Below are 21,691 nucleotides of genomic sequence, written 5' to 3' on the forward strand. Positions count from 1 at the left end.
CGAAGGGCCGACAAGGGGGGTCTGGGGGCACAGCCCCCAGGGACGGGAAAGGGAAGGGGCGGCGGGGGCGACCCAACCGGCTCTAGCCGGCCTCCCCCTGCGCGACCTCGACCCGATGATGCACGTCGACCATCCCGGTCGCGGAGGCGGCAAAGGACAGCCCCACGCACGCCACAAGCAGCACGGCGATCCAGGAAACGGCCCACCCCGACACCCGCGGAGCGGCCAGCAGCGCGCTGACACGCCGCGGCACAGGCCCGGCCGTCGCCGCAGCGACAAACCCGGCCCGCGCCCGCCCAGCAGCCTCGTGCCCCGCAAGCGCAGCCCGCGCAATCGCACGGGCGGTCAGCTGCCGGTCCCCCACAACACGGGCGGCGGCCTCATCGGCGGCACGCTCGACCGCGAGCCGAACCGCCGCACGGACAGGACGCAGCGCGGGATGGCAGAGGGCGGCAAGCTCGGCGGCAGCGAGGAAGTAGTGATGGCCACCGGCATTGTGCGCCCGCTCATGGGCGAACAGCGCCTCCCGCTCGGCGGCGGAGAGGCTGCGCAGCATGCCGGTGGTGACGACGATCCGGTGCGGCCGCCCCGGCAGGGCGTACGCGTCCGGGCGGGCCGAATCGACGACGCACAGATCACCCGCAGCGGGCCGACGCCCGGCCTCGGTGCGGGCGACACGGAAGGCACGCGTCTGCCGCAGCACCGAGCGCGCGAGCGCCCACCCGCACATGGCGAGCGCGCCGACGGACATCGCGGCGGCCGGCACCACGAAGGTGTCGGACACGGTGCGCAGCGGGTGGATCAGTTCGCCGAGCGCGGCGAAGAAGGGCAGTTTCAGCAGCCCGACCAGCACGAACGCGCCCAGCGCAGCGAGCGAGGAACCCGCGAGCACGACCGCTCCACCGGCGAGCAGCCACAGCGCGGTGACGGGCGCCAGCCGTTCCACCGCCCGCCGGGCCAGCGGCGGAACGGCGAACGGCAGCGCGAGCGGCAGCAGGAGCAGCAGGAGGGTCATCGCCGCCCCGGGTCGAGCAGATCGCGCAGGATGCGCTCGTCGTCGGCGCTGAGCTGGGCGACGAAGCGGGCGAGCACCGTCTCCCGGTCGGTGTCGCGGTCCAGTTCGGTGTGCATCCGCAGCGCGGTGAGGCCCTGTGCGTCCTGGACGGGACGGTAGGCGTAACCGCGGCCCTGGCGGCGCCGGTCGACGATGCCCTTCTCGTACAGCCGGGTCAGGATCGTGGTCACCGTGGTGCGGGCCAGGCCCGAGCCGAGGCTGCGCTGGACCTGGCCGGGGGTCTGCGGCACGCCCGCGGCCCACAGGGCGGCCATGACACCGGCCTCCAGCTCGCCGGCCGGGCGGCGCTCGTCCTTCGCGTCGGCCATGGAACGCTCCTCGCCCCGTCCGTCCTCGTCTACCGGCTACCGTCTACCGTCTACCGTCTACCGGTTCGGTGCGGCCCGCCGCGCCCTTCCGGCGGCCGGCCGGGCACCCCCGTACGGTGGCACCCGCAGCCATTATCGCCGCTCGCGCCCGGTGCGCCCCGGCCGCCGCCGCCTCTCTGCTCGGCCCCGGCGTCAGTCCACGTGCACGAACTGCCGTACCTCGACGGGGAGGGTCGTGGCGAGGGCGGCCTTCCGCGCCCAGCGCAGGGCCTCGGCACGGTCGTCGGCGCGGATCAGGGACAGTCCGGCGAGGTACTCGTCACCGGGCTCGGCGAAGGGCCCGTCCGTCGCGGTCACCTCGCCGCCGGGGCTGCCGGGGCTGCCGGGGCTTGCCGGGCGCAGCACGGTGGCGGTGCCCGGACCGTCCAGGCCGCCCGCGAAGACGAAGGCGCCGGCGTCCCGCAGGTCCTGGTTGAACGCCTGGATGTCACGCATGATCGCGTCGAGTTCCGCGGGGGCGGGCGGCTGTCCGCCGGTGGGCTGGGCGACACTGAGCAGGAAGTACGGCATGGCGTGCTCCAGTCGGCCCGTACGGGGCCGGTCGGGGTGCGGGCGGACCCGGACGGTCCCGCCCCGACCATGGCACCGCACGACCCACCCACCGCGCACGCCGGGACGCAACCGGCCGCGGTCGCTCCTCGTCGCGGACCCGGACGGTCCCGCCCCGACCATGGCACCGCACGACCCACCCACCGCGCACGCCGGGACGCAACCGGCCGCGGTCGCTCCTCGTCGCGGACCCGCCGGGACCACCACCAGGAACCGGCGGGGAACCGCTGCAACACCTTCGCGCCCTTACCGACGTCCGCCTCCTGCGATCAGCTCCCGGGTGCGGGCCGCCGCCCGCGACGGGCCGGTCACAGCTCGTACATGCCGTCTGCCCGCCGACGGCTGCGCCGTGCCCGTCGGCCGACCGGAGTCGCCCGCACCGCCGTCACCCGCGCGGACGAATTCCGCGCCCGCTCGCTGACCTCCGCATCCGCGGGGCACCCGGGACCGGAAGCACTTCACCGTCCGGTCCCTTCCCTTCCCTTCCCGTCCCGTCCCGTCCTGCCAGGTCCCGCCCCGGTCCCGTCCCTTCCGTCTGTTTCGGTCCCGTCCGTCCCTCCCGGAGCCCGCCATGAATGCCTTGAACGCCGATGTCTCGGTCGTCCTGTTCACCGCCGATCTGCGGCTGCACGACCATCCGCCGCTGCGGGCCGCGCTGGAGGGCGGGCGGCAGGTGGTGCCGCTGTTCGTGCGGGACCGGGGGGTGCTGGATGCGGGGTTCGCGGCGCCGAACCGGCTGGCGTTCCTCGCGGACTGTCTGCGCGAGCTGGACGCCGGGCTGCGTGAGCGCGGCGGGCGGCTGGTGGTGCGGTCGGGGGACGTCGTCGACGAGGTGTGCAAGGTGGCTGCCGAGACCGACGCCGACGAGGTGCACATGGCCGCCGAGGTCAGCGGCTACGCCCGGCGCCGGGAGGCACGGCTGCGCCGGGCCCTGGAGGCCGGCGGGCGGCGGCTGCACGTCCATGACACCGTGACGTCGGCCGTGCCGCCGGGGGTGGTGACACCGTCCGCCTCGGACCACTTCTCGGTGTTCACGCCGTACTTCCGCCAGTGGTCGCGGCAGCCGCTGCGCGACGCCCTCGCCGCGCCCCGCGCCGTCCGCGTCCCGGACGGCGTTGGCTCCGAGGAGCTGCCCTCCCGGGACGGGATCACCGGCGTGTCGGAGAGGCTGGCGCGGGGCGGGGAGGTCCAGGGGCGCAAGCGCTGGACGGCCTGGCTGCGCGGAGGCATCGCCCGCTACGAGGAACGGCACGACGACCTCGCCGGTGACGCCACCTCCCGGCTCTCCCCGCATCTCCACTTCGGCACCCTCTCCCCCGTCGAGCTGGTCCACCGGGCCCGGCGGGCGGGCGGTCCGGGTGCCGAGGCCTACGTACGGCAGCTCGCCTGGCGGGACTTCCACCGCCAGGTGCTCGCGGCACGGCCGGACGCGGCCCGCGCCGACTACCGCACCAAGCACGACCGCTGGCGCACCGAGCGCACCGCCCGCGCCGACATCGAGGCCTGGCGGGAGGGCCGTACCGGCTATCCGGTCGTCGACGCGGCGATGCGGCAGCTGCGGCACGAGGGCTGGATGCACAACCGCGGACGGCTGCTGACGGCGAGTCTCCTCACCAAGACTCTCTACGTCGACTGGCGCGTCGGCGCCCGGCACTTCCTGGACCTGCTGGTCGACGGGGACGTCGCCGAGAACCAGCTCAACTGGCAGTGGATGGCGGGCACCGGCACGGACACCCGGCCCAACCGGGTCCTCAACCCCGTCACCCAGGCCCGGCGCTACGACCCCGACGGCGGCTACGTCCGGCGCTGGGTGCCCGAGCTGGGTCATCTGGCGGCACCGGCGGTGCACGAGCCGTGGAAGCTGCGGGGGCCGGACCGGGCCGCCGTGGACTACCCGGACCCGGTCGTCGGCCTCGCCGAGGGGCTGGCCCGGTTCAGGAGGGCACGCGAACGCGGGTGAACGATCGGCGGACGTACGTCAGGACCGTGCCATGCCGTACGCGTCGGCGAGGACGTCGAGCGCGTCGCTCAGGCTGCCGGGACGTGTCGTTCCGGGGAGCCGGGTCCCGGCCCAGCCGGGGCCGCCGAGCAGCACCAGCGGGCGGGTGCGGGCACCCCGTACGCCCCACCGGATGCCGGCCAGCCGACGGGCCGACGCGGGGCTCGCCGTAGAACGGGCCTGGGACCACAGGACCACGGCGGCGGGCCCGAGCCGCAGCACCGCCGCGGTCAGTGCCTCGGCGGGTACGGCCGCCCCGAACATCCGGGTGGGCAGCCGCAGTTCGGTCAGGCAGGCGTTGAGCGCCTCCAGGGGCAGGGTGTGCTGCTCCCCGGACGCGCAGGCCAGCACCACGGGGGCCATGGCGGGTCCGCCGGGTGCCGTCGCGGGTCCGCCCTGCGCCGCCGCGGGACGGGTGCGGCGGCGCAGGGCCGTGGCGACATGCCAGGACAGCAGATGCTCGACCTCGACGTAACGGTCCCCGGAGGACGCCCATTTGCGTCCCACCGCGTGCAGCGTCGGCGCCATCACCTCCTGCCAGGCGCCGGCCACGCCGTACTCCTCCACCGCGGCCGCCAGCCGGTCCTCGACGGCGGGGGCGTCGAGTCGTACGGCGGCGCGGGCCAGCCCCCGGCACTCCTGGCGCACCTCGCCGAGCGGCAGCGGCCCGGCCGACCGGGAACGCACGGACGGCGGCGCTACGGGGGGCATGCCGTCCCCGGCCCTCGCGAGCCGGGCCGCCTCGGCGGGCGGCAACCCGGCCGAGGTGAGGCGGCACATCGTGTCCAGTACGGCGATGTCACGCGGAGTCCAGCGGCGGTGCCGTCCGTCGGCGCGCTCGGCGGGGCCGATGCCGTAGCGGCGGTCCCAGGAGCGGACGGTGGTGGGGGACACGCCGAGCCTGCGGGACAGGGCGCCGGTGGTCAGGCCCGCCTCGGGCTGCTCCTGCGACCGCTCCGGTTGCTGCTCCGGCGGTTCCTGCCGTGGTTCCTGCGACGGTGCCGGCTGCGGTTCCCGCGGCGTTGCGGACTCGCTCATGAGCCTTGACTTTACGGTCCCGCGGCGGCATACGACGCAGAATCGATGCAACTTGAGCCCGCTCCCTCCGCCCTCCCACGATGACCGCGTGAACGAGCCCGGGCGGTCCGGGCCCGTCCCGCATCGCCGCCGCGACCAGGAGCGCCGTCGTCATGAGCCCGCACCCCACCGCCCTGCCCGCCCGGGCCGCAACGCCGCAGCCGTACCGCCCGGTGCCTGAGCCGCTCGCGGACGAGGACCTGGCGCGCGGGCTGGTCGCGGGCGACGACGCATGTCTCACCGCCGTGTACCAGCGCTGGGCGGGTCTGGTGCACACCCTGGCACGGCGCTCGGTCGGGGACGCGGGAGAGGCCGAAGACATCACCCAACAGGTGTTCCTCGGTGTATGGGGTGGACGCCGCGGCTACCGGCCCGATCGCGGCCCGGTCGCCGGGTGGATCGTCGGCCCCCGGCCCGGGATCACTGCACACGCACAGTAGTCGCGGGCATGACCGGGCCCGACCTCTACACATAAGGGATAAATAAGAGCATATTGAGTATGCGCGGCGATGGTCCTACACCGCACCCGACACGGTCGGTCCAGCAAGTCGAAGGAGACCACTCATGGCCGATGTCTCACACCGTGGTGACATGACGAGTCACCCTGATGTCACCGAGATGCGGGCGCGCTACGCCCGTGTGCTCGGTGGTGGTCGGGACGTGCCGCTGGTGGACGGGCCGGTGTTCCTGCTCGGCCTGTACTGCGCGGTGTCCCCGTGGATACTCCACTACACGACGAGCCAGCCCCCGCTGGTGACGCACAACCTGGTCGTGGGCATCGCCATCTGCCTGCTTGCTCTCGGGTTCACCCGCGACCCGGCCCGGATGTACGGGCTCAGCTGGGCCATGTCCGCAGTGGGCGTGTGGATGATCATCGCGCCCTGGGTCGTGGGCAGCAGCCCGGACGCCGGTGTGGCGGTGAACAACATCATCATCGGCGCTCTCGCCATACTCCTCGGGCTGATCTGCGCCGCCACCTCGGCACGCAGAACATCGACGACGCCGTAGCGGGCGGAGCGAGCGCGACACAAGGACAGCACGACAGCACGACAGAGCGACAAAGGACGAGAAAGGGAAGAAAGGTAGAAGGGAAGAAAAGAATGGAGCGGCCGGTCCGCAGTCCGCGGACCGGCCGCTCGTGTCGGCGGAGTCTCAGCTGACGTTCAGGGCGGTGTCGTCGATGACGAACGACGTCTGGAGGGTGGAGCCCTCGGTGCCGGTGAACTTCAGGGTGACGGTCTGCCCGGCGTAGCTCGCGAGGCTGAAGCTGCGCTGGGTGTAGCCGCTGGCGGCGTTGAGGTTGGAGTAGGTCGCCAGGGTGCTCAGGACGGTGCCGGAGCTGTCGAGGACCTGGACCTTCAGCGTGTCGTAGGCGGTGCTGGTGGTCGTCTCCGCCGTGTCGACGTGGAGGTAGAAGCTCAGGGCGGCGGTGGTGCAGCCGGACGGAATGGTCACCGCCTGGGAGAGGGTGTCCGTGGTGGCCGTGCCGTAGCCGTCGAGCCAGGCGTAGTACGAGCCGGTACGGGCCGACTCGCTGCTGGAGTTGGTGATGACACCGCTACTGGCGCTCCAGGTGGTGCTGCCCGACTCGAAGCCGTTGTTGCCGAGGAGCTGGGCGGCCGTGCAGGTGCCGGAGCCACCGCCGCCGCCTCCGCTGCTGCTGCCGTCACCGGCCAGCCAGGCCGTGGCGTTGAGGGCGAGGGCGGCGTTGGCGGCGCCGGAGTCGTTCCAGCCGTCGTAGAGGGTGTTGCCGGACTGGCCGGTGCCGTCGTCGATGGGCGAGCTGTCGCCCCAGAAGGCGACGCGGCCGCTGCCGAAGGTGCTGGTCGCGAAGAACGCGCCGGTGTTGCCGGAGTAACCGGAGCGGTAGAGCAGGCCCTTGACCGCGGAGTTGTCGGAGGGCTTGAGGGTGGCTGTGGTGCCGTTGGCGATGAGGCTCTTGGTGACAGTGCCGAAGGAGCCGTTCAGGACCGGGTCGGTGCTGTCGCTGATGGCGGCCGGGTAGCCGGAGCTGATGTTCAGCGAGTCGACGGAGAAGCCGAACGGGTCGGTCGAGTCGACGCTGTTGTTCGTCATCAGGTCGTTGAAGATCTCGACCGCGTCGTAGCCGTCGTTGTTGCGGTCGGCGCCCGTGTGGTCGGAGATCATGAACAGCCCGCCGCCGTTCTTCACGAAGTTCATGATCGCCGTCTTCTCGGCGGTCGTGAACAGCGTGTTGGGCTCGGGCAGGACCAGCGTGTCGAAGTTCGACAGGTCAGTGGTCGTGGACCCGCCGTAGCTGAGGCTGGAGCCCGAGGGGAGCGTCTTCAGGCTGTAGCTGCCGGTCTTCTGGAGGGCCACGCCCCAGGAGGAGATGGCGCCGGTCCAGTCCGTCTCGGCGGACGGGGAGGAGTTCTGGCCGAGCGGGTCGGGCTGGCTGGTGGAGATGATCCAGTCCGCGTTGCCGGCCGTCTCGGCGTGCGCGTTGTCGAACAGGATGCGATGCGTGGTCGCCGCGTGAGCGGGTGCAGCACCGGTGGTGGCCTGCAACGCGGCCCCGGTGACGAGGAGTCCGAGTCCGGCGAGGGCGGTGGTCAGTCTGCGTCGGGACCTTCTGGAACCGGGCATCCGGCGAAACCTCCGGGGTGATGGGGGTGGGGTGACGGCGGTGGGGGCGCCGATTCTGCGCGCGTAGAGCGGGACCCAGAGTTCTAAACGCGTTGAACATTTTGAAAGGTACATGGCATGACAGGGTGGTGAACAGAACATCGCGCCAAGGAGTTACGGCCGGGGCCTTCGCGGCGGGCGAACCGGCGCGAGGCGCCGGGCGGCCGACGGACGGCCACCGGACGGCGGTGCGCGGACGGGTACGCGGACGGCGGTCGGGCCGGGCGGAGTACGTGCGCCGCGCGCGGGCACCCGGTCCGGTACGGAGTGCCTCCGCCGTGAACGGGCAGATGAACTGGTGCGGGGGGCTTCGGAGGAAGAGGGGCGGAGATGGAGATCTCAGGCATCATCAGTGCCATTTTCATCGGCATCATCATCGGTGTGCTGGGTCGGCTCGTGGTGCCGGGGCGTCAGCACATCGGCGTCCTGTGGACGATCCTCGTCGGCATCGTGGCCGCGCTGCTCGGCTCGGCGATCGCGGCCGGCCTCGGCGTCGCGGACACCAAGGGCGTGGACTGGATCGAGTGGCTGATCCAGATCGGCCTCGCGGCGGTGGGCGTGACCGCGCTGGACCGGTCGAGGGTGCGGCGCTGAGGCGGGGGGCACGGGTCCCCGGCGCGTCGGGGATACCGTGCTGTACGCGGCGTACGGCGGGCGCGTGGGGTCCGGCGAGGCCGTCGGAACGGCGAACGGGTCGGGCGTGTCGGGGGTGTCGGGCGTCTCGGATGCGGAGTCGCGTCACCGGAGTTGTGTCACCTGGTGCACGGGGCGGGGTCGCGTCCAGGGCCCGCCGCCCCTCACCCGTGCGCCCGTGCCGGGCCCGAGCCCGGGGGCTGGGCCGACTCCGCGCGCGGGCATGCCCATTGAGGAGATTGAGGAGATTGAGCTGGTTGGATGAAATTGAGCCGATGGGGTGTCTGTCACATCGTCACAGAGCCTGACGGCATGAGGGTTTCAGGCCCGCCGATGCGGCTCCCCTCGGCTATCGGCGGGCCTGTCGCCTCGACCGTGCGCTCCGAACGGGAGAGTCGGGCGCCACGGGAGGCGGATCCCCCGGTGGGCGACTTGCGCCGCACAGTGCCAACTTCCCACCGGGCGCTCCGGCCCGCGTGGGCCAACCGGGCTCCCTTCACGGCCCGTTCGGCCCGTGTTCACACAACTGTGCAGATGCAATGCCGGGTTGCGGGCGCCGGCCGACAGGCGCTCAGGGCGTGTGGATGTACGGCGTCGTCGTGGTCAGCGATACGAAGCCGAGGCGCTCCAGCACCGGACGGCTCTGGTGCGAGGCGTCGACCTGGAGATAGCGGTAGCCGCGGTCCACGGCGGCGCGGGCGCGGTGGGCGACGAGGGAGCGGTAGATGCCCCGGCCGCGCCAGCTCTCCACGGTGCCCCCGCCCCAGAGCCCGGCGAACCGGGTGCCGGGCACCAGTTCCATACGGGCCGCGCTCACCGGCTCATCCCCGGCGAGCGCCACAACGGCCATCACGGTGTCGGGGTCGGAGGCGAGCCGTTCGAGCATCCGGTGCCGCAGCCGGGTGCCGTCCCTGCCGAACGCCTGCTCGTGCACGGCCACGACGAGATCGATGCCCTCGGCATCGGTGACCGGCCGGAGCCTGATGCCTTCGGGCAGTTCGGTGTCGCGGGCGAGCGGGGCTGCCTCGCCGATCATCAGGGTCTCTTCGGGCTCCGGCGTGAACCCGGCCGCCACGAGCCGCTTTCCGAGGTCGACGGGCAGGTCATGGCCGTACAGCTTCCATTCGAAGCCGAGGCCGAGACCGGTGAAGTACGCGATCTGCTCCGCGATCGCGGCGTCGGCGCTGTTCTCGTCCAGCGCGGACCATACGATTCCGTTCCAGCCGAGGGTGCCGGCGACCTGGCGGATCACACCGCCGGTCCGCTCGATCCGGGCGCCCGGCCCGTCCGGGCGGGCGCCTTCGCGCAGGTCGCGGTCGTGGAGGGCGAGCAAGGTGGCGTGATCCATGTGCACACTCCAGCATCTGGGTGCGGGCAGGACAACGGGATTACGGCACCGTACGGCGAACAACGGCCGACGGATAGGTGAACGGCCGCGCCGGTCAGCCCAGTTCGAGCGTGGTGATGCCGAAGACCCGCCCCTGCGCGTGCGGGCGGACCGGGCCTGTGTACATCCGGGCCGTCTCGAAGGACGGGGTGAAACCGGCTTCTTCGACCAGGGCGACGGCCGCCTCGTTGGGTTCCGGTACGTCGATGGCGACCGGGGTGCCGGGGAACGCGGCGACAAGGGCCGTGAACAGGGCACGGGCGTCGTCGGGCGTGTCGGCGAACAGCGGTCCGATACGGGGGCAGTCGTGGCCGGGGCGGATCACTCCGTAGCCGGTGACACGGTCGCCGGTGCGCCTGACGAACGCGTGGTGTCCGGGGCCTGTGAGCCAGTTGGCCAGGAAGCGCGGGCGGTCGGCCGCGGTGCAGCCGCCGTCGTACGCCGTGAGGTCCGTCAGGTCGCCGGGGACCACGGCGCGGACGTCCGGCGGGATCTCGGCGGTGGGCGCGGTTCCGGTGAACCGGGCGGTGCGGTGGGCGAGTTCGAAGCCGGAGCGGCGGTAGTTGTCCTGCTGGGCGACGACTCCGTCCAGGCCGACCGTGCGGGTGCCCGCGTGGGCCAGGGCGGTCTTCCAGGTGGTCAGGCCGTAACCGCGGCCGCGCAGATCGGGGCGGACCAGGTAGCAGCCGAGGAAGGCGTAGTCAGTGCCGTAGGTGACGACGGAGATCGCGGAGACGGGCTCACCGCCGATCCGGCCGAGGAAGAAGCCGTCGGGATCCTGGGCGAAGAAGGCGGGCCCGTCGGAGATTCCGGGGTTCCAGCCCTCGTCCGCAGCCCATCCGCTGATCACCGGCCAGTCACCGGGCTCGGCCCGGGTGACGACGAGCTCTTCGGGGGGCGGCGAGATCATCGGTGCACTCCATCGGTTCGGGGCGGGCTCGATACGCGGGCTCCGTCGGGCCCGGAGGGAAATGCGCGGCGCCCGGGGTGGTCTGTTCCTGGTGGTCTGTTCCTGGTGGTCTGTTCCTGCGAAGAGGTGTGACGTGTCGTACCCCGGCCGTTCAGCTTGTCCGCAGACGTGCGGCGTCTGAACACCGACCGTCCGGGACCCGCAGCATCCTTGCCGACTCCAGCCCCGTGCGCCACAGCGGATCAAGCCGTCTGCAGGGCAGCGTGGCCGACGGGCGTCCCGCGGACGGACACGTCGCCGCCGGTCGGCCACCAGGTGTCTCTCCCCGGCGACCGACCGTGAAGCCACTGGCCCGCAGAACACCCGCCCCGCGAGGCCGGCCCGCCGGGTGCGCGGGCCCGGTGGCCGACCGTCGTCGGTAGGGCGGGGGTCAGCGCCGTGGCCCCGCCGGGCACGGACTCGGCGGGGCCACGCTGTGCCGCGGTGCTGCCGGGCGGCCGACGGCGTGGGTCAGCGTTTCGCCATCGGGCGGCAGCGCCGGTACAGGACCGTGCCGCCGAGGATCAGCGCCGCGGCGCCGGCCGTGAGCGGCAGGGTCTGGTCCGCTCCCGTCTCCGCGAGGGAGGACGAGGTGCTCGGCGGTGCCTGCGGGACGGCCGCCGGTGGCGTGTGCGGCTTCGGCGCGGGCCGCGTCGGGTGATCGGGGCGAGTCGGGTGACTCGGCCGCGACGGATGCACCGGGTGGACCGGGTGCACCGGGTGGCCCGACACATTGACCGACGTGTTGCCGAACGACGGGTTGCCGATACCGGCCCCGTTCACCGAATTGCCGGTCACATTGGCCGGGAGGTCGACCGGCACCTGCACCGCGTTCCCCGAGACCACCCCGGGCGAGTCGTGGGCGACGCCGCTCGCCGCGGCGCCCCCGGAGTTCGACGCCCCGGCGTCCGTCCCCTGCGCGCCCCCGCTCACGTTGGCGCAGCGGTTGCCCATCGCCGGGTTGAGCAGCCCGACGGCGTTCACCGTGTTGCCGCACACGTTCACCGGGATGTGTACCGGGATCTGCACCGTGTTGCCGGAGCCCACCCCCGGCGAGTTGGTCGCGGCGCCCTCCGCGAGGGAGTCGGCGTACACCGGCATCGTGACGGCCATCGCGCCGGAGACGGCGACGCCGATCACCCCGGTTCGGGTAACCCGTCTCATACGGTTCCCTGCCTTCCAGACTTGGTCGCGAGCAGTCGCTCGCACCGGAAAGAACGCTCCCGGGCACGGATGGGTTCTGGCTTGGCTCTCTTTCACCCCATCGAGCACATCCGGCGCATCATCGTCACAATCGGCCGTTCTTCACACGATCCCCTTGTGTGATCCATGGCCTCGCGTCGTTCCGCACGCCTCCGCAGGCGTGCCCTCCGCGCCGCGCTTATCGTGGGCGGGGACGCCGTTCCCCGGTCCGCCGCGTGGTGTCCCTGGAGGCATTCATGCTGCCTACGACGTCGAAGCGGCTCGCGGCCCGGCGCTGCGCCTGTGCGTCGGCCGCGGTGCTGGCCGTGCTGGCGGCCGGGCCGCCCGCCACGACCGGTACCAGCACCGTCGGCCGGGACACCGGGAAACTGTCGCGCTTCTACGACCAGAAGATCAAGTGGTCGGTCTGCGACGGCCCGTTGATGCCCCTCGGCCTCGAGTGCGGCAGGCTCACCGTCCCCGTCGACTACGCGCACCCCGCCGCCGGCACCCTCACCCTCGCGCTCGCCCGCTACCGGGCGACAGGCAGGAGAAGCGGCTCGGTGGTGCTGAACTTCGGCGGTCCCGGAGTGCCGGGCGTGGGCGAACTCGCCTCCGCGGGAGGAGAGTTCACGGACCTGACCAAGGGCCACGACGTGGTCTCCTTCGATCCCCGGGGTGTGGGCCGTTCCTCCCCCGTCGGCTGCGGCGGCGCCGGAACGCTGCCCCAGCTCAGCGGAACGCCTTCCTCGGGCGGCAACCCGCGCTCCGCGCTCAGGGAGCTGCAGAAGGCTGCAGCCGAGTGCGCCGAGCACTCCGGGCCCGTGCTCGCCCACATCGGCACCCTCGACACGGCGCAGGACCTCGACGTACTGCGCGCGGCACTCGGTGACCGGAAGCTCAACTACCTCGGCTTCTCCTACGGAACACGGCTCGGCGCGGTCTACGCCGCCCGGTTCCCGCACCAGGTCGGCCGGTTGGCGCTCGACGGCGTGGACACACTCGTCGAACCGCTGTCCGAGCAGGGCGTCGTGGGCGCCGAGGGACAGCAGCGGGCACTGGACGGCTTCCTGAACTGGTGCATGACGGACATCGCCTGCCCGCTCGGCCGGAACCGGCGCGAGGCCGGCAGCCGTGTCGTACGGCTGGTTCGTTCGCTCGACGAGGATCCGGTGCCGACGCCCCTCGGGCAGCAATTCACCGGCCAGGACATGGTGGTCGCCGTAGGACAGGCGCTCTACAGCCGCCAGTTGTGGCCGGCGCTGGAGCGCGCCCTGTCCCACCTGCTCAACCAGGGCGACCCGAGCGGCCTCGAATCGCTGGCGACGGGCGGCGTCGGCACACCCCCGCCCCCGGAGCGGGGCAGCACACCCGGACCCGTACCCGCCACCGCTCTCGCCACCGCTCTCGCCACCGGTCCCGCCACCGGTCTCGCCACCGGTCTCGCAGACCCCGGCACGGCGGCCCCCGGACGGTCCGAACCGGAGAGCGTCCCCTTCGACAACCTCCCCGCCGCTCTGACCGCGATCGACTGCGCCGACGACCCCGACCGGCCCTCCGCCGGGCGGATCATCCACGACCTGGCCCGGCTGCGCGCCGTGTACGAACACGCCTCACCGGTGTTCGGCCGGTACCGGCTGACCCAGGTGCTGATGTGCTACGGGCGTCCGAAGGGCACCGAGTTCATCCGTACCCGGGTCAAGGACCTGGACACGCCCCGGATGCTGCTGGTGGGCACCCGGGGCGATCCGGCGACGCCGTACCGCTGGACCGTGGAGACGGCGCGGCGGCTCGGCCGGTCGGCGGTGGTGCTCGACAACAGGGGCGAGGGACACACCGGTTACAGCTCCTCGCAGTGTGTGCACCGCAAGGTGGACGACTTCCTCCGCAACGGCTCGCTCCCGCCCTCCGGCAGCATCTGTCTGCCCGAGGAGGGCTGACCCGCGCGCCGTGCCCCTGGCGCCACCGCGTGTCACCACCGCGCGCCACCACCGTGTGTCACCACCGTGTGGCACCACCGCGCACAGCGGCGCCGTACCCCAAATGCCCGATACGCGAATCCGCCCTATCGTGCTGATATGGAGCACGCACTCAGTCCGACGACTCTCGCAGAGCTCCGGCGCCCGCGCCCCTACCCCGCTGTGTCGGTGCTGACGCCGACGCACCGCCGCGAGCCGGACAACGCCCAGGACCCGGTCCGGCTGCGCAATGTGGTGGCCGAGGCCAAGAAGCAGCTGGAGGCGGATCCCGCCGTCAGCCGTGAGCGGCGGGCCGATGTGTCCCGGCAGCTCGACCGCGCCCTGACCGAGGTGGACCTCGCCCACGCCGAGGACGGTCTGGTGATCTTCGCCGCGCCCGGTGAGCACCAGGTGTGGTCGCTGGCCCGCACCGTTCCGGAGCGGGTGGTGCTCTCGGACACGTTCCTCACCCGCAATCTGGTCTCCGCGCAGGCCGCCGAGCGGCCGTTCTGGGTGCTGTCGGTCTCCCCCGATCGTGTCACGCTGTGGAACGGCGGCGCCGACCGCGTCACCGAGGAGAGCACCGCCGGGTTCCCGCTGATCAGACCGGTCGAGAACTTCGACCCCGAGCGCCTGGAGCGCATCGGCGACACCCCGAGCGCCTTCCGTGACGAGCGGACCCGCAGCTTCCTGCGTGAGGCCGGCATCGCGATGGCCAAGCTCCTGCGCGAGGCCCCGCGCCCGCTGTACATCACCGGTGAGGAGGCGGCGCTGTCGCTGCTGGACGAGGTCGGCGGGGTGGCTCCGGGCGCGGTGCGCGTCCGGCACGGCGGTCTCGCGCACGGCACGCCCGACGCGGTGTGGCAGGCGGTGCACCCGGTGGTCGAGGCGGAGGCCCGCAGGAGCGCCGACGACGTGGCCGGGGAACTCGACGCGGCACGCGGGCGGCGGGCGTTCGCTGCCGGAGTGGACGAGGTGTGGCGCAGTGCCCGGGAGGGCCGAGTGCGGCTGCTCGTCGTGGAGGAGAACTACCGGATCACGGTGCGCGACGACGCCGGCGACCATCTGATCCCGGCGGAGAGCGGCGATCTCGACGCCCGGGAGGACATCGTGGACGAGATCGTCGAGCAGTGCCTGGAGACCGGTGCCGTGGTCCGCTTCCTGCCGGACGGCGCCCTCGGCGACTCGGCCGGCATCGCGGGCGTGCTGCGCTACTGACCCCGCGTCACTCACCTCGCACGAGGCCGTGCGCGATGAGGCTCTCTGCGTTCTACGCTACGGCGGGGACGGGCGTGACGAGGGAGTGCGTACGTGGGTGAGCTGCTGGGTGTTGCGGTGCTGGGCGCGGGTCATATGGGGGCCGATCATGTGCGGCGGCTGGCGCACTCGGTGAGCGGGGCGCGGGTGGCCGCGGTGGCCGATCCCGACGGCGACCGGGCGAGGGAGGCCGTGGCCGGGATCGACGGGATCACCGTGCATACGGAGGCCGAGGCCGCGCTGGACGCCCCGGGTGTCGAGGCGGTGCTGATCGCCTCTCCGGGCCCCGCGCACGAGGAGGCGCTGCTCGCCGCGTTCGCGCGGGGGCTGCCGGTGCTGTGCGAGAAGCCGATGGTGCCGGACGCGGCGGGGGCGCTGCGGGTGGTGGAGGCGGAGGCGCGGCTCGGGCGGCGGCTGGCGCAGATCGGGTTCATGCGCCGCTACGACGCCGAGTACGGCGCTCTCAAGGCGCTGCTGGACAGCGGCCGGCTCGGCCGCCCGCTGATGCTGCACTGTGTGCACCGCAATGTGTCCTCGCCGCCCGGGTTCACCAGCGCCATGCTGATCGACAGCTCGGTGTCGCACGAGATCGACGTGGCGCGCTGGCTGCTCGGCGAGGAGCTGACGGCGGTGACCGCGATGCGGCCCCGGTCCGCCGCGGGCGCTCCGGAGGGCCTGCTCGACCCGCAGTTCGTGCTCTTCGAGAGCGAGCGGGGCGCCCTGGTGGACGTCGAGGTCTTCGTCAACTGCGGCTTCGGCTACCAGGTGCGGTGCGAGGCGGTGTGCGAGACGGGCAGCGCGCGGATCGGAGAGGGGCACACCGTGCTCGTCACCTCCGGCGGTTCGGCGGTCGAGGCGGTGGCAATGGACTATCTGGTGCGGTTCGCCGACGCCTACGACCGTGAGGTGCAGGCATGGGTCGACGCCACCCGGCGGGGCAGGGTCACCGGGCCCTCCGCGTGGGACGGCTACGCGGCCTCGGCCGTGGCGGAGGCCGGCGTGCGGTCGCTGGAGAACGGCGGGCGGCAGACGGTCGCACTCGCCCCGCGTCCCGGACTGTACTGACGCGTCCCGGACTGTACTGAGAAAACGGCCGCCGAGGCCCGGCGCCGGGGGCGTCACACGCTGCCGAACAGCGCGCTCAGCCCGCGCTCTATCTCGGCGCCGACGTCCTCCTGCCCGGACGGCACCACCGCGTACGACCGCAGCAGGAAGCGGCGCAGCGCGTCGGTGTCGAACTGGAGCAGGGCGAGGCCGAAGGGCGAGTGGAACTCGATGACGGTGCGCGCCCGGCCGCACGGCCAGATGTGCACGTCACCGCCGCCGGCCGGGCCGTCGACACCGGCCTCCAGCAGGGTGCGGGCGAAGGTCCAGGTGACGGGCTCGCCGTCCAGGGCCACTTCGGGCGGGAAGTCGATGTGCACGGCCAGCGGGTCCGCGGTGGTGTAGCGCAGGCTCGCCGGTACGGGCAGCTCGCACTCGTCGGGCGTGACGAGCTGGGCGTGGGTGGGCTGCTCGAGGATGATGTCCGTGCTGTCGTCCATGGTCGTCTCCACTGCGGGCGAGGGCGGCCGGTTTTCCGGTATGCCTTTACGACCTCGAAGGAGCCGTTCGCATTACGCCCGGAGCCCATCGAATCTTGTGAGCTGCATCACGTCCGGCGAATGAAAGGGACAGTTCCTGCCAGAGTCGGCGGCACTCAGGGCCTGTCCGGCGGATCATGCGGGAGACGCGGCGGCTATGGGTCCCGTCGGTTTCCTCCGACTTGATCCGCCGGACAGGCCCGAGGCCCCCGTGGCCGGGACCCGTCGGCGCCCGCCTCGCCGTACCGAACACATGATCGTCGAACGCCCGCATGACCAACGCCTTCGGTCCGCACCTGGTACGTCATCTCTCGTACTTCGTCTACGACTTGGCTGGCTCCGCGCGTACACGCAACGGCCTGCCCGGAGCGTCGCATTAGGACTGTGGCATGTGCCAGAAGCACCACCGGATCGGGTGTTGCCAAATCCCTTACAGGGCGTCGCGGGCTGTGCGAGAGTCGTAACGGTCCTTCGGTCCCGACCAGCCGCTCGCCCCCGCATCGGAGTACGTCATGTCGTCCCCTCGCTCTGCGGACCACCCAGCCGCCCAGCCGCCGGGGCGCGGCTCGGTCGACTCGCTGATCTCGCAGACCCGGCGGCTGAGGACGGACATGGCCGCCGTACGGCAGGACGCCCGCGCCGCCGGTACGGACCCCCGGGACCCCGAGGAGCGCTGGCAGCGCGCCCTGTGCGAACTCGCCCTGCACCAGCTCGACGACCTCGACACGCATCTGGCGCAACTGCGGGAGGGCCCGCCGCCGGTGCCGGAGGAGCCCGGGCCCGTCGCGGCCCCTCCCCCCGCGACGGGCTCCCTGCTCACCCGGGTCGGCAGCGCCGAGTGGAATCTCCTGACGGACGAGGCCGACTGGTCCGGCGAGCTCTACGAGATCCTGGGCCGCGACCCGGCCGCCGCCCCGCTCACCCTGGACGAGTTGCCCTCCCTGGTGCTCGACGAGGACCGCCCGGCGCTGACCACGATGGTCACCGACTGTCTGGTCGACGCCCAGCGCATCGACGGGGAGTTCCGCGTCGTCCGGCCCGACGGCTCCGTACGGACCGTGCACATGATGGGCGAGCCCGTGCTCGACACCGACGGCGGCACCGCCTCGATGTGGGCCGTGCTGCGGGACGTCAGCGAACTGCGGCGCAGCCAGCGGACGGTACACGAGAGCCGTGACGCGCTCCAGTTGCACCGGCAGCGCGCCCAGACCGAGCGCCGGCTCACCGTGGAGCTCCAGGAGTCGGTGCTGCCGCCGTGGCGGGGCGCGCTGAGGCTGCCGCACCAGGGCCCCAGGGCACTGGATCTGGCGGCCCACTATCTGCCCGCGGCCGCAGGCCCGCTGATCGGCGGCGGCTGGTACGACGCCCTCGAACTGACCGACGGCGACACCCTGCTGAGCGTCGGCGACCTCACCGGGCACGGTGTGACCGCGGCCTCGGGCATGGCGATGCTGCTCGGGGCGCTGCGCGGCATGGCGATGGCCGGCACCCGGCCCGGCGAACTCCTGGGGCTGCTCAACCAGTTGCTCGACGCCACGGTGCAGCCCGCGCTCGGCAGCGCCGTCTGCTGCCGCTACCGGCCCGCGACCCGCACCCTGCAGTGGGCGCAAGCGGGACGCCCCGCCCCGCTGCTGTTCCGCAACGGGACGGGGCGTGCGCTCGGGGCACCCGGGGGCGTGCTGCTCGGCGCGACGTCGGGCGCCGTGTACGGGCAGGCCGAGGAGACCCTGGAACCCGGCGATCTGCTGCTCCTGCACACCGACGGGCTGGCGCCCCGGCACTGGGACCCGTCCCTCCCGTACGGCACCGGGAGCGAGGAGGCAACGACGGCCGCGCACCGGCTCCTCGGGCTGGCACCCCGCTTCGGCGAGGCCCGCACGGCACAGGACGCTGTCCGGGCGGTCGTGGAGGAGTTCGGCGAGACCGAGCGTCAGGACGACGCCTGTCTGCTCGTCGCCAGGGTGACGTCGTAGGTCGTGGAAGGACCGGGTACGGGGTCGTGGTCCCGCTTCCCGGACGGCCTAGACGGCCGCGCCGTCGCCGCCCTTCCCCCTGGCCCTGGGCAGGGCGTTGCGGATCTCGTCCCGCAGTTCCTCGATCCTCGGGTAGTCGGCGTACTCGGCGGTGAGCCGGTACATCTGGCGCAGCCGGTCCCAGGTGCGGTGCGAGGAGTTGGAGCCCATCGACACCAGCGCCAGACGCGCGTACCGGTCGGCCTGTTCGGGGTCGTCCGCGATGAAGCAGGCGGAGGCCATGGACAGATAGTCGAAGATCTTCGAGCGCTGCCGTCCGTCGACGCGCAGCGCGAGGGCCTTCTCCGCGAAGTGCTGGGCGTGCACGGCCGCGCCCGGCTCGTGCTCGGCCAGGGTGCGGTAGGCGAGGGCCTGCATGCCGTACAGGTCCTCCTCCTTGAACATCTGCATCCAGCTCGGCGGCGGCACATCGCCCTTGTCGGAGACGAAGAGGTCCTCCGCCCTGCCGAGGGTGCGGCGCATCGTCTGGCCCTTGCCCATCGACGCCTGTGCCCAGGCCTCGATGGTGTAGAGCATCGCCCTGGTGCGCGGCAGGACCTCGTCGCCCGAGCCGGACCGGGCGAGCTTCATCAGGTCGAGCGCGTCGTCGGGCCGGCCCAGATGGACCATCTGGCGGGCCGCCCTGGACAGCGCCTCCCCGGCCCTGGGCCGGTCACCGCCCTCCTTGGCGGCGTGCGCCGCGATGACGAAGTACTTCTGGGCCGTGGGCTCCAGGCCGACGTCGTGCGACATCCAGCCCGCGAGGACGGCGAGGTTGGCGGCGACGCCCCACAGGCGTCGCTGGAGATGGTCGGGGTGCCGGTAGGCGAGCATGCCGCCCACCTCGTTGAGCTGGCCCACCACGGCCTTGCGCTGGAGCCCGCCGCCCCGGGCGGCGTCCCAGGCGCGGAACACCTCGACCGAGCGCTCCAGTTCGTCGATCTCCTGCGACCCGATGGGGGCGGCCTCGTAGCGGTCGTACCCCGCGGGGTCGGCGTGCAGGGGGTTGGTGAAGTCGGGGGCGTCGGCCCTGAGAGTCGGATCGGAGTGCAGCCAGTCGTGCATGGCGCTGCTGAGTGCGGATCCCGCGGCGAGCGCTGCACCCGCGCCCACCAAGCCGCGTCGGTTGAGCATGAGGTCCATTCCCGTGAATTCGGTGAGGACCGCGGCGGTACGTCCGGGCGCCCACGGCACTCCGTCGGGATGCTCGACGCTCCCGGCGGACGGCCGTCTCCCCGTACGCCCGTGCCGCACCAGACCGAGGTCCTCGATGGTCACGACACGGCCGAGACGCTCGGTGAACAGAACCGCCAGCACCCGTGGCACCGGATCGCGCGGGATCTCTCCCATGTCGATCCACCGCCGGACCCGGGAGGTGTCGGTCGACAGCTGCGGATGGCCCATGGCCGCCGCCTGCCTGTTGACCAGCCTCGCGAGTTCCCCCTTGGACCAGCCGGCCAGGCCGAACAGGTCCGCCAGGCGGGTGTTGGGTAGTCCGCTCACGTCAAGCCCCCAGGTTCTCGGCTGAGTTGACAGTAGCCCGGCCAGACATGCCGGGCGACTATTCGCCAGGGTTCGCCAGGGTGCGCCAGATGGTGTGCCAGTGGCCGTCCGGTGTCAGGTAGGAAAGCGCCACCCCGACCCGGCCGCCGAGGGACATTCCCCAGGGTGTTCCCCGGAGCCGGGCCGGGCAGCGCGCTGACGTCGCAGGCACACGAAGGGATCTGTTCCGCCCATGTACGCAGCATCGTCCTCCGTGTCCGCCCCGCCTCGGCCGCTGCGACCCCGCCCGGCGGGCAGCGGCCCCTACCTCGACCCCGCACGGCCGCAGGCGGCCCCCGCGCTCGGCGCGGCGCGGACGCGGCGCGGCCCGGGGCCGGGCACCGGGCCGCTCAGCGGGAGACTCGATCTGTCCGGCCCTCAGGGCGCGCAGTTGCGCACGGCCATCGCCGCCGTGCACCGGATCTGCCCGGAGTTCTCTCCGGTGCAGGTGCTGCGCCGCAGCGGACGTTCTGTGCTCCTGGTCGGCACGACGGGGCGCAGCACGGCCGTCGCGAAGTGTTTACTCGACCACTCCCCCGCCTGGGCGGAGCACATCAGGCACGAGATAGCCGCATACCGCGCGTTCGTCCGGCACCGCCCACCGGTGCGGGCGCCGAGACTGATCGCGGCGGATCCGGACAACTGCACACTTGTCATCGAGCGCATGCCGGGGCGGCCCGCCGCCCTCCAGCGCCATCCGGTGGAGTCGCCGCCGCGCGCCGACATCAGGGCCGCGCTGAGCGCGATCTGCCGGCTCAACAGCTGGCGGCCGCCGGCGGGCACGTTCGACGCTCCGCTGGACTACGCGGCACGGATCGCCCGGTACCACGAGCTGGGTCTGCTCACCGACAGGGACATGGGCGATCTCCAGAAGCTGCTGCACGGCATCGCGCACTCGGCCGGCCGCCAGGGCATGGGGCAGTTCTGCCACGGTGACGCCCTGCTGTCCAACATCCTTCTGTCACCGGCCGGTCCGGTGCTGGTGGACTGGGAGCACGCGGGGTGGTATCTGCCCGGGTACGACCTGGCGACGCTGTGGTCGGTGCTCGGGGACGCACCGGTGGCCCGCCGCCAGATCAGCCAGCTCGCGCAGACCGCCGGGCCCGCGGCGCGGGACGCGTTCCTGGTGAACCTGATGCTGGTGCTCACCCGGGAGATCCGGACCTACGAGACGGCGGTGCAGCGGTCTCTGACGGATGCGGCGCCCGTGCAGCCGGGCGGGGTCCCCGCCGGTGAGGAGCAGCGGCTGCTGCTGCGGCGGCTGCACGACGACTGCCAGCTCGCTCGGCGCGCTGTGCGGGCGGCGGTGGGGACGCGTTGACGCTGACGCGCGGAGTCGCAGGGGGCGCTGCCCCCTGCACCCCCGTGTTTCCCACCCGCCCGCCCGACTCGGTCAGTTGAATGGGTAACCCATCGGCCCACCGAGTCGGGCGGTGCGGAAACTCGCCAGAGTCCTCCTGACAGGGGAAATGCC

At 72.7% G+C, this 21,691-nt stretch carries 18 protein-coding genes and 1 pseudogene; 9 read left to right on the plus strand and 10 right to left on the minus strand.

What is annotated here, in order from left to right:
* Positions 1 to 82: 82 nt before the first annotated feature.
* The 3 genes from ACSYGN_RS39085 to ACSYGN_RS39095 all read right to left on the minus strand — a co-directional run bounded on the left by ACSYGN_RS39085 (position 83) and on the right by ACSYGN_RS39095 (position 1,953).
* On the minus strand, positions 83 to 1,015 hold the full coding sequence (locus tag ACSYGN_RS39085) for a M48 family metalloprotease (RefSeq protein WP_460405221.1): 933 nt from the start codon (positions 1,013 to 1,015) through the stop codon (positions 83 to 85).
* Positions 1,012 to 1,383: a BlaI/MecI/CopY family transcriptional regulator gene (locus tag ACSYGN_RS39090; RefSeq protein ID WP_460405223.1), complete on the minus strand. Its 372-nt coding sequence runs from the start codon at positions 1,381 to 1,383 to the stop codon at positions 1,012 to 1,014. Before ACSYGN_RS39090 ends, ACSYGN_RS39085 begins: the two co-directional genes overlap by 4 nt.
* A gap of 192 nt (positions 1,384 to 1,575) precedes the next feature.
* The gene (locus tag ACSYGN_RS39095) at positions 1,576 to 1,953 is read right to left on the minus strand and encodes a YciI family protein (protein ID WP_460405225.1); all 378 of its coding nucleotides are present in this window, start codon (positions 1,951 to 1,953) and stop codon (positions 1,576 to 1,578) included.
* 610 nt (positions 1,954 to 2,563) lie between these two features.
* Between ACSYGN_RS39095 and ACSYGN_RS39100 the strand changes: the two genes are divergently transcribed.
* On the plus strand, positions 2,564 to 3,952 hold the full coding sequence (locus ACSYGN_RS39100; RefSeq protein WP_460405227.1) for a cryptochrome/photolyase family protein: 1,389 nt from the start codon (positions 2,564 to 2,566) through the stop codon (positions 3,950 to 3,952).
* Between the two features lie 18 nt (positions 3,953 to 3,970).
* Here ACSYGN_RS39100 and ACSYGN_RS39105 read toward each other — a convergent pair whose 3' ends face one another.
* A complete protein-coding gene (locus ACSYGN_RS39105) occupies positions 3,971 to 5,029 on the minus strand; it encodes a MerR family transcriptional regulator (protein ID WP_460405229.1) in 1,059 nt (352 codons plus the stop codon).
* Positions 5,030 to 5,181: 152 nt separating this feature from the next.
* On the opposite strand from ACSYGN_RS39105, the pseudogene ACSYGN_RS39110 reads away from it, so the two are divergent.
* A pseudogene (locus ACSYGN_RS39110) lies at positions 5,182 to 5,475 on the plus strand (sigma factor); the annotation flags it as partial.
* A 157-nt stretch (positions 5,476 to 5,632) separates the two neighbouring features.
* Complete coding sequence (locus tag ACSYGN_RS39115; RefSeq protein WP_460405231.1) at positions 5,633 to 6,076, plus strand: SPW repeat protein; 444 nt, start codon at positions 5,633 to 5,635, stop codon at positions 6,074 to 6,076.
* A gap of 144 nt (positions 6,077 to 6,220) precedes the next feature.
* Here ACSYGN_RS39115 and ACSYGN_RS39120 read toward each other — a convergent pair whose 3' ends face one another.
* A complete protein-coding gene (locus tag ACSYGN_RS39120; protein ID WP_460405233.1) occupies positions 6,221 to 7,675 on the minus strand; it encodes a hydrolase in 1,455 nt (484 codons plus the stop codon).
* 369 nt (positions 7,676 to 8,044) lie between these two features.
* Here ACSYGN_RS39120 and ACSYGN_RS39125 point away from each other — a divergent pair, with 369 nt between their 5' ends.
* The gene (locus ACSYGN_RS39125) at positions 8,045 to 8,308 is read left to right on the plus strand and encodes a GlsB/YeaQ/YmgE family stress response membrane protein (RefSeq protein WP_460405235.1); all 264 of its coding nucleotides are present in this window, start codon (positions 8,045 to 8,047) and stop codon (positions 8,306 to 8,308) included.
* 610 nt (positions 8,309 to 8,918) lie between these two features.
* Here the strand turns inward: ACSYGN_RS39125 and ACSYGN_RS39130 are convergent.
* From ACSYGN_RS39130 to ACSYGN_RS39140, 3 genes are all read right to left on the minus strand, one after another.
* Positions 8,919 to 9,695, minus strand: a complete 777-nt coding sequence (locus ACSYGN_RS39130; RefSeq protein ID WP_460405237.1) for a GNAT family N-acetyltransferase — start codon at positions 9,693 to 9,695, stop codon at positions 8,919 to 8,921.
* Between the two features lie 94 nt (positions 9,696 to 9,789).
* Entirely contained in the window at positions 9,790 to 10,644 is an 855-nt protein-coding gene (locus tag ACSYGN_RS39135; protein WP_460405239.1) for a GNAT family N-acetyltransferase, read from the minus strand.
* 510 nt (positions 10,645 to 11,154) lie between these two features.
* Positions 11,155 to 11,847 (minus strand): chaplin, encoded by a 693-nt coding sequence (locus ACSYGN_RS39140; protein WP_460405241.1) that lies wholly within the window; start codon positions 11,845 to 11,847, stop codon positions 11,155 to 11,157.
* Positions 11,848 to 12,122: 275 nt separating this feature from the next.
* Here ACSYGN_RS39140 and ACSYGN_RS39145 point away from each other — a divergent pair, with 275 nt between their 5' ends.
* From ACSYGN_RS39145 to ACSYGN_RS39155, 3 genes are all read left to right on the plus strand, one after another.
* Complete coding sequence (locus ACSYGN_RS39145; protein ID WP_460405243.1) at positions 12,123 to 13,805, plus strand: alpha/beta hydrolase; 1,683 nt, start codon at positions 12,123 to 12,125, stop codon at positions 13,803 to 13,805.
* Between the two features lie 138 nt (positions 13,806 to 13,943).
* Entirely contained in the window at positions 13,944 to 15,041 is a 1,098-nt protein-coding gene (locus ACSYGN_RS39150) for a baeRF3 domain-containing protein (protein WP_460405245.1), read from the plus strand.
* Positions 15,042 to 15,134: 93 nt separating this feature from the next.
* Positions 15,135 to 16,145, plus strand: coding sequence for a Gfo/Idh/MocA family protein (locus ACSYGN_RS39155; protein ID WP_460405247.1), 1,011 nt, complete (start codon positions 15,135 to 15,137; stop codon positions 16,143 to 16,145).
* A 53-nt stretch (positions 16,146 to 16,198) separates the two neighbouring features.
* Here ACSYGN_RS39155 and ACSYGN_RS39160 read toward each other — a convergent pair whose 3' ends face one another.
* Positions 16,199 to 16,624 carry an SsgA family sporulation/cell division regulator gene (locus ACSYGN_RS39160; protein ID WP_460405249.1) on the minus strand — a complete coding sequence of 142 codons (426 nt, stop codon included), beginning with the start codon at positions 16,622 to 16,624 and terminating at the stop codon, positions 16,199 to 16,201.
* 551 nt (positions 16,625 to 17,175) lie between these two features.
* Between ACSYGN_RS39160 and ACSYGN_RS39165 the strand changes: the two genes are divergently transcribed.
* Complete coding sequence (locus ACSYGN_RS39165; protein WP_460405251.1) at positions 17,176 to 18,636, plus strand: PP2C family protein-serine/threonine phosphatase; 1,461 nt, start codon at positions 17,176 to 17,178, stop codon at positions 18,634 to 18,636.
* 48 nt (positions 18,637 to 18,684) lie between these two features.
* On the opposite strand, the gene ACSYGN_RS39170 is transcribed toward ACSYGN_RS39165, so the two are convergent.
* Positions 18,685 to 20,178, minus strand: coding sequence for a DNA-binding protein NsdB (locus ACSYGN_RS39170; protein ID WP_460405253.1), 1,494 nt, complete (start codon positions 20,176 to 20,178; stop codon positions 18,685 to 18,687).
* A 232-nt stretch (positions 20,179 to 20,410) separates the two neighbouring features.
* On the opposite strand from ACSYGN_RS39170, the gene ACSYGN_RS39175 reads away from it, so the two are divergent.
* The gene (locus ACSYGN_RS39175; RefSeq protein WP_460405255.1) at positions 20,411 to 21,538 is read left to right on the plus strand and encodes an aminoglycoside phosphotransferase family protein; all 1,128 of its coding nucleotides are present in this window, start codon (positions 20,411 to 20,413) and stop codon (positions 21,536 to 21,538) included.
* Positions 21,539 to 21,691 lie beyond the last annotated feature (153 nt).

The sequence above is a fragment of the Streptomyces sp. YIM S03343 genome, from assembly GCF_054729195.1.

Bases quoted from the DNA above. Each gene is read 5' to 3' on its own strand.
- ACSYGN_RS39085 (WP_460405221.1), bottom strand. From the start codon at position 1,015: ATGACCCTCCTGCTGCTCCTGCTGCCGCTCGCGCTGCCGTTCGCCGTT.
- ACSYGN_RS39090 (WP_460405223.1), bottom strand. From the start codon at position 1,383: ATGGCCGACGCGAAGGACGAGCGCCGCCCGGCCGGCGAGCTGGAGGCC.
- ACSYGN_RS39095 (WP_460405225.1), bottom strand. From the start codon at position 1,953: ATGCCGTACTTCCTGCTCAGTGTCGCCCAGCCCACCGGCGGACAGCCG.
- ACSYGN_RS39100 (WP_460405227.1), top strand. From the start codon at position 2,564: ATGAATGCCTTGAACGCCGATGTCTCGGTCGTCCTGTTCACCGCCGAT.
- ACSYGN_RS39105 (WP_460405229.1), bottom strand. From the start codon at position 5,029: ATGAGCGAGTCCGCAACGCCGCGGGAACCGCAGCCGGCACCGTCGCAG.
- ACSYGN_RS39115 (WP_460405231.1), top strand. From the start codon at position 5,633: ATGGCCGATGTCTCACACCGTGGTGACATGACGAGTCACCCTGATGTC.
- ACSYGN_RS39120 (WP_460405233.1), bottom strand. From the start codon at position 7,675: ATGCCCGGTTCCAGAAGGTCCCGACGCAGACTGACCACCGCCCTCGCC.
- ACSYGN_RS39125 (WP_460405235.1), top strand. From the start codon at position 8,045: ATGGAGATCTCAGGCATCATCAGTGCCATTTTCATCGGCATCATCATC.
- ACSYGN_RS39130 (WP_460405237.1), bottom strand. From the start codon at position 9,695: ATGGATCACGCCACCTTGCTCGCCCTCCACGACCGCGACCTGCGCGAA.
- ACSYGN_RS39135 (WP_460405239.1), bottom strand. From the start codon at position 10,644: ATGATCTCGCCGCCCCCCGAAGAGCTCGTCGTCACCCGGGCCGAGCCC.
- ACSYGN_RS39140 (WP_460405241.1), bottom strand. From the start codon at position 11,847: ATGAGACGGGTTACCCGAACCGGGGTGATCGGCGTCGCCGTCTCCGGC.
- ACSYGN_RS39145 (WP_460405243.1), top strand. From the start codon at position 12,123: ATGCTGCCTACGACGTCGAAGCGGCTCGCGGCCCGGCGCTGCGCCTGT.
- ACSYGN_RS39150 (WP_460405245.1), top strand. From the start codon at position 13,944: ATGGAGCACGCACTCAGTCCGACGACTCTCGCAGAGCTCCGGCGCCCG.
- ACSYGN_RS39160 (WP_460405249.1), bottom strand. From the start codon at position 16,624: ATGGACGACAGCACGGACATCATCCTCGAGCAGCCCACCCACGCCCAG.
- ACSYGN_RS39165 (WP_460405251.1), top strand. From the start codon at position 17,176: ATGTCGTCCCCTCGCTCTGCGGACCACCCAGCCGCCCAGCCGCCGGGG.
- ACSYGN_RS39175 (WP_460405255.1), top strand. From the start codon at position 20,411: ATGTACGCAGCATCGTCCTCCGTGTCCGCCCCGCCTCGGCCGCTGCGA.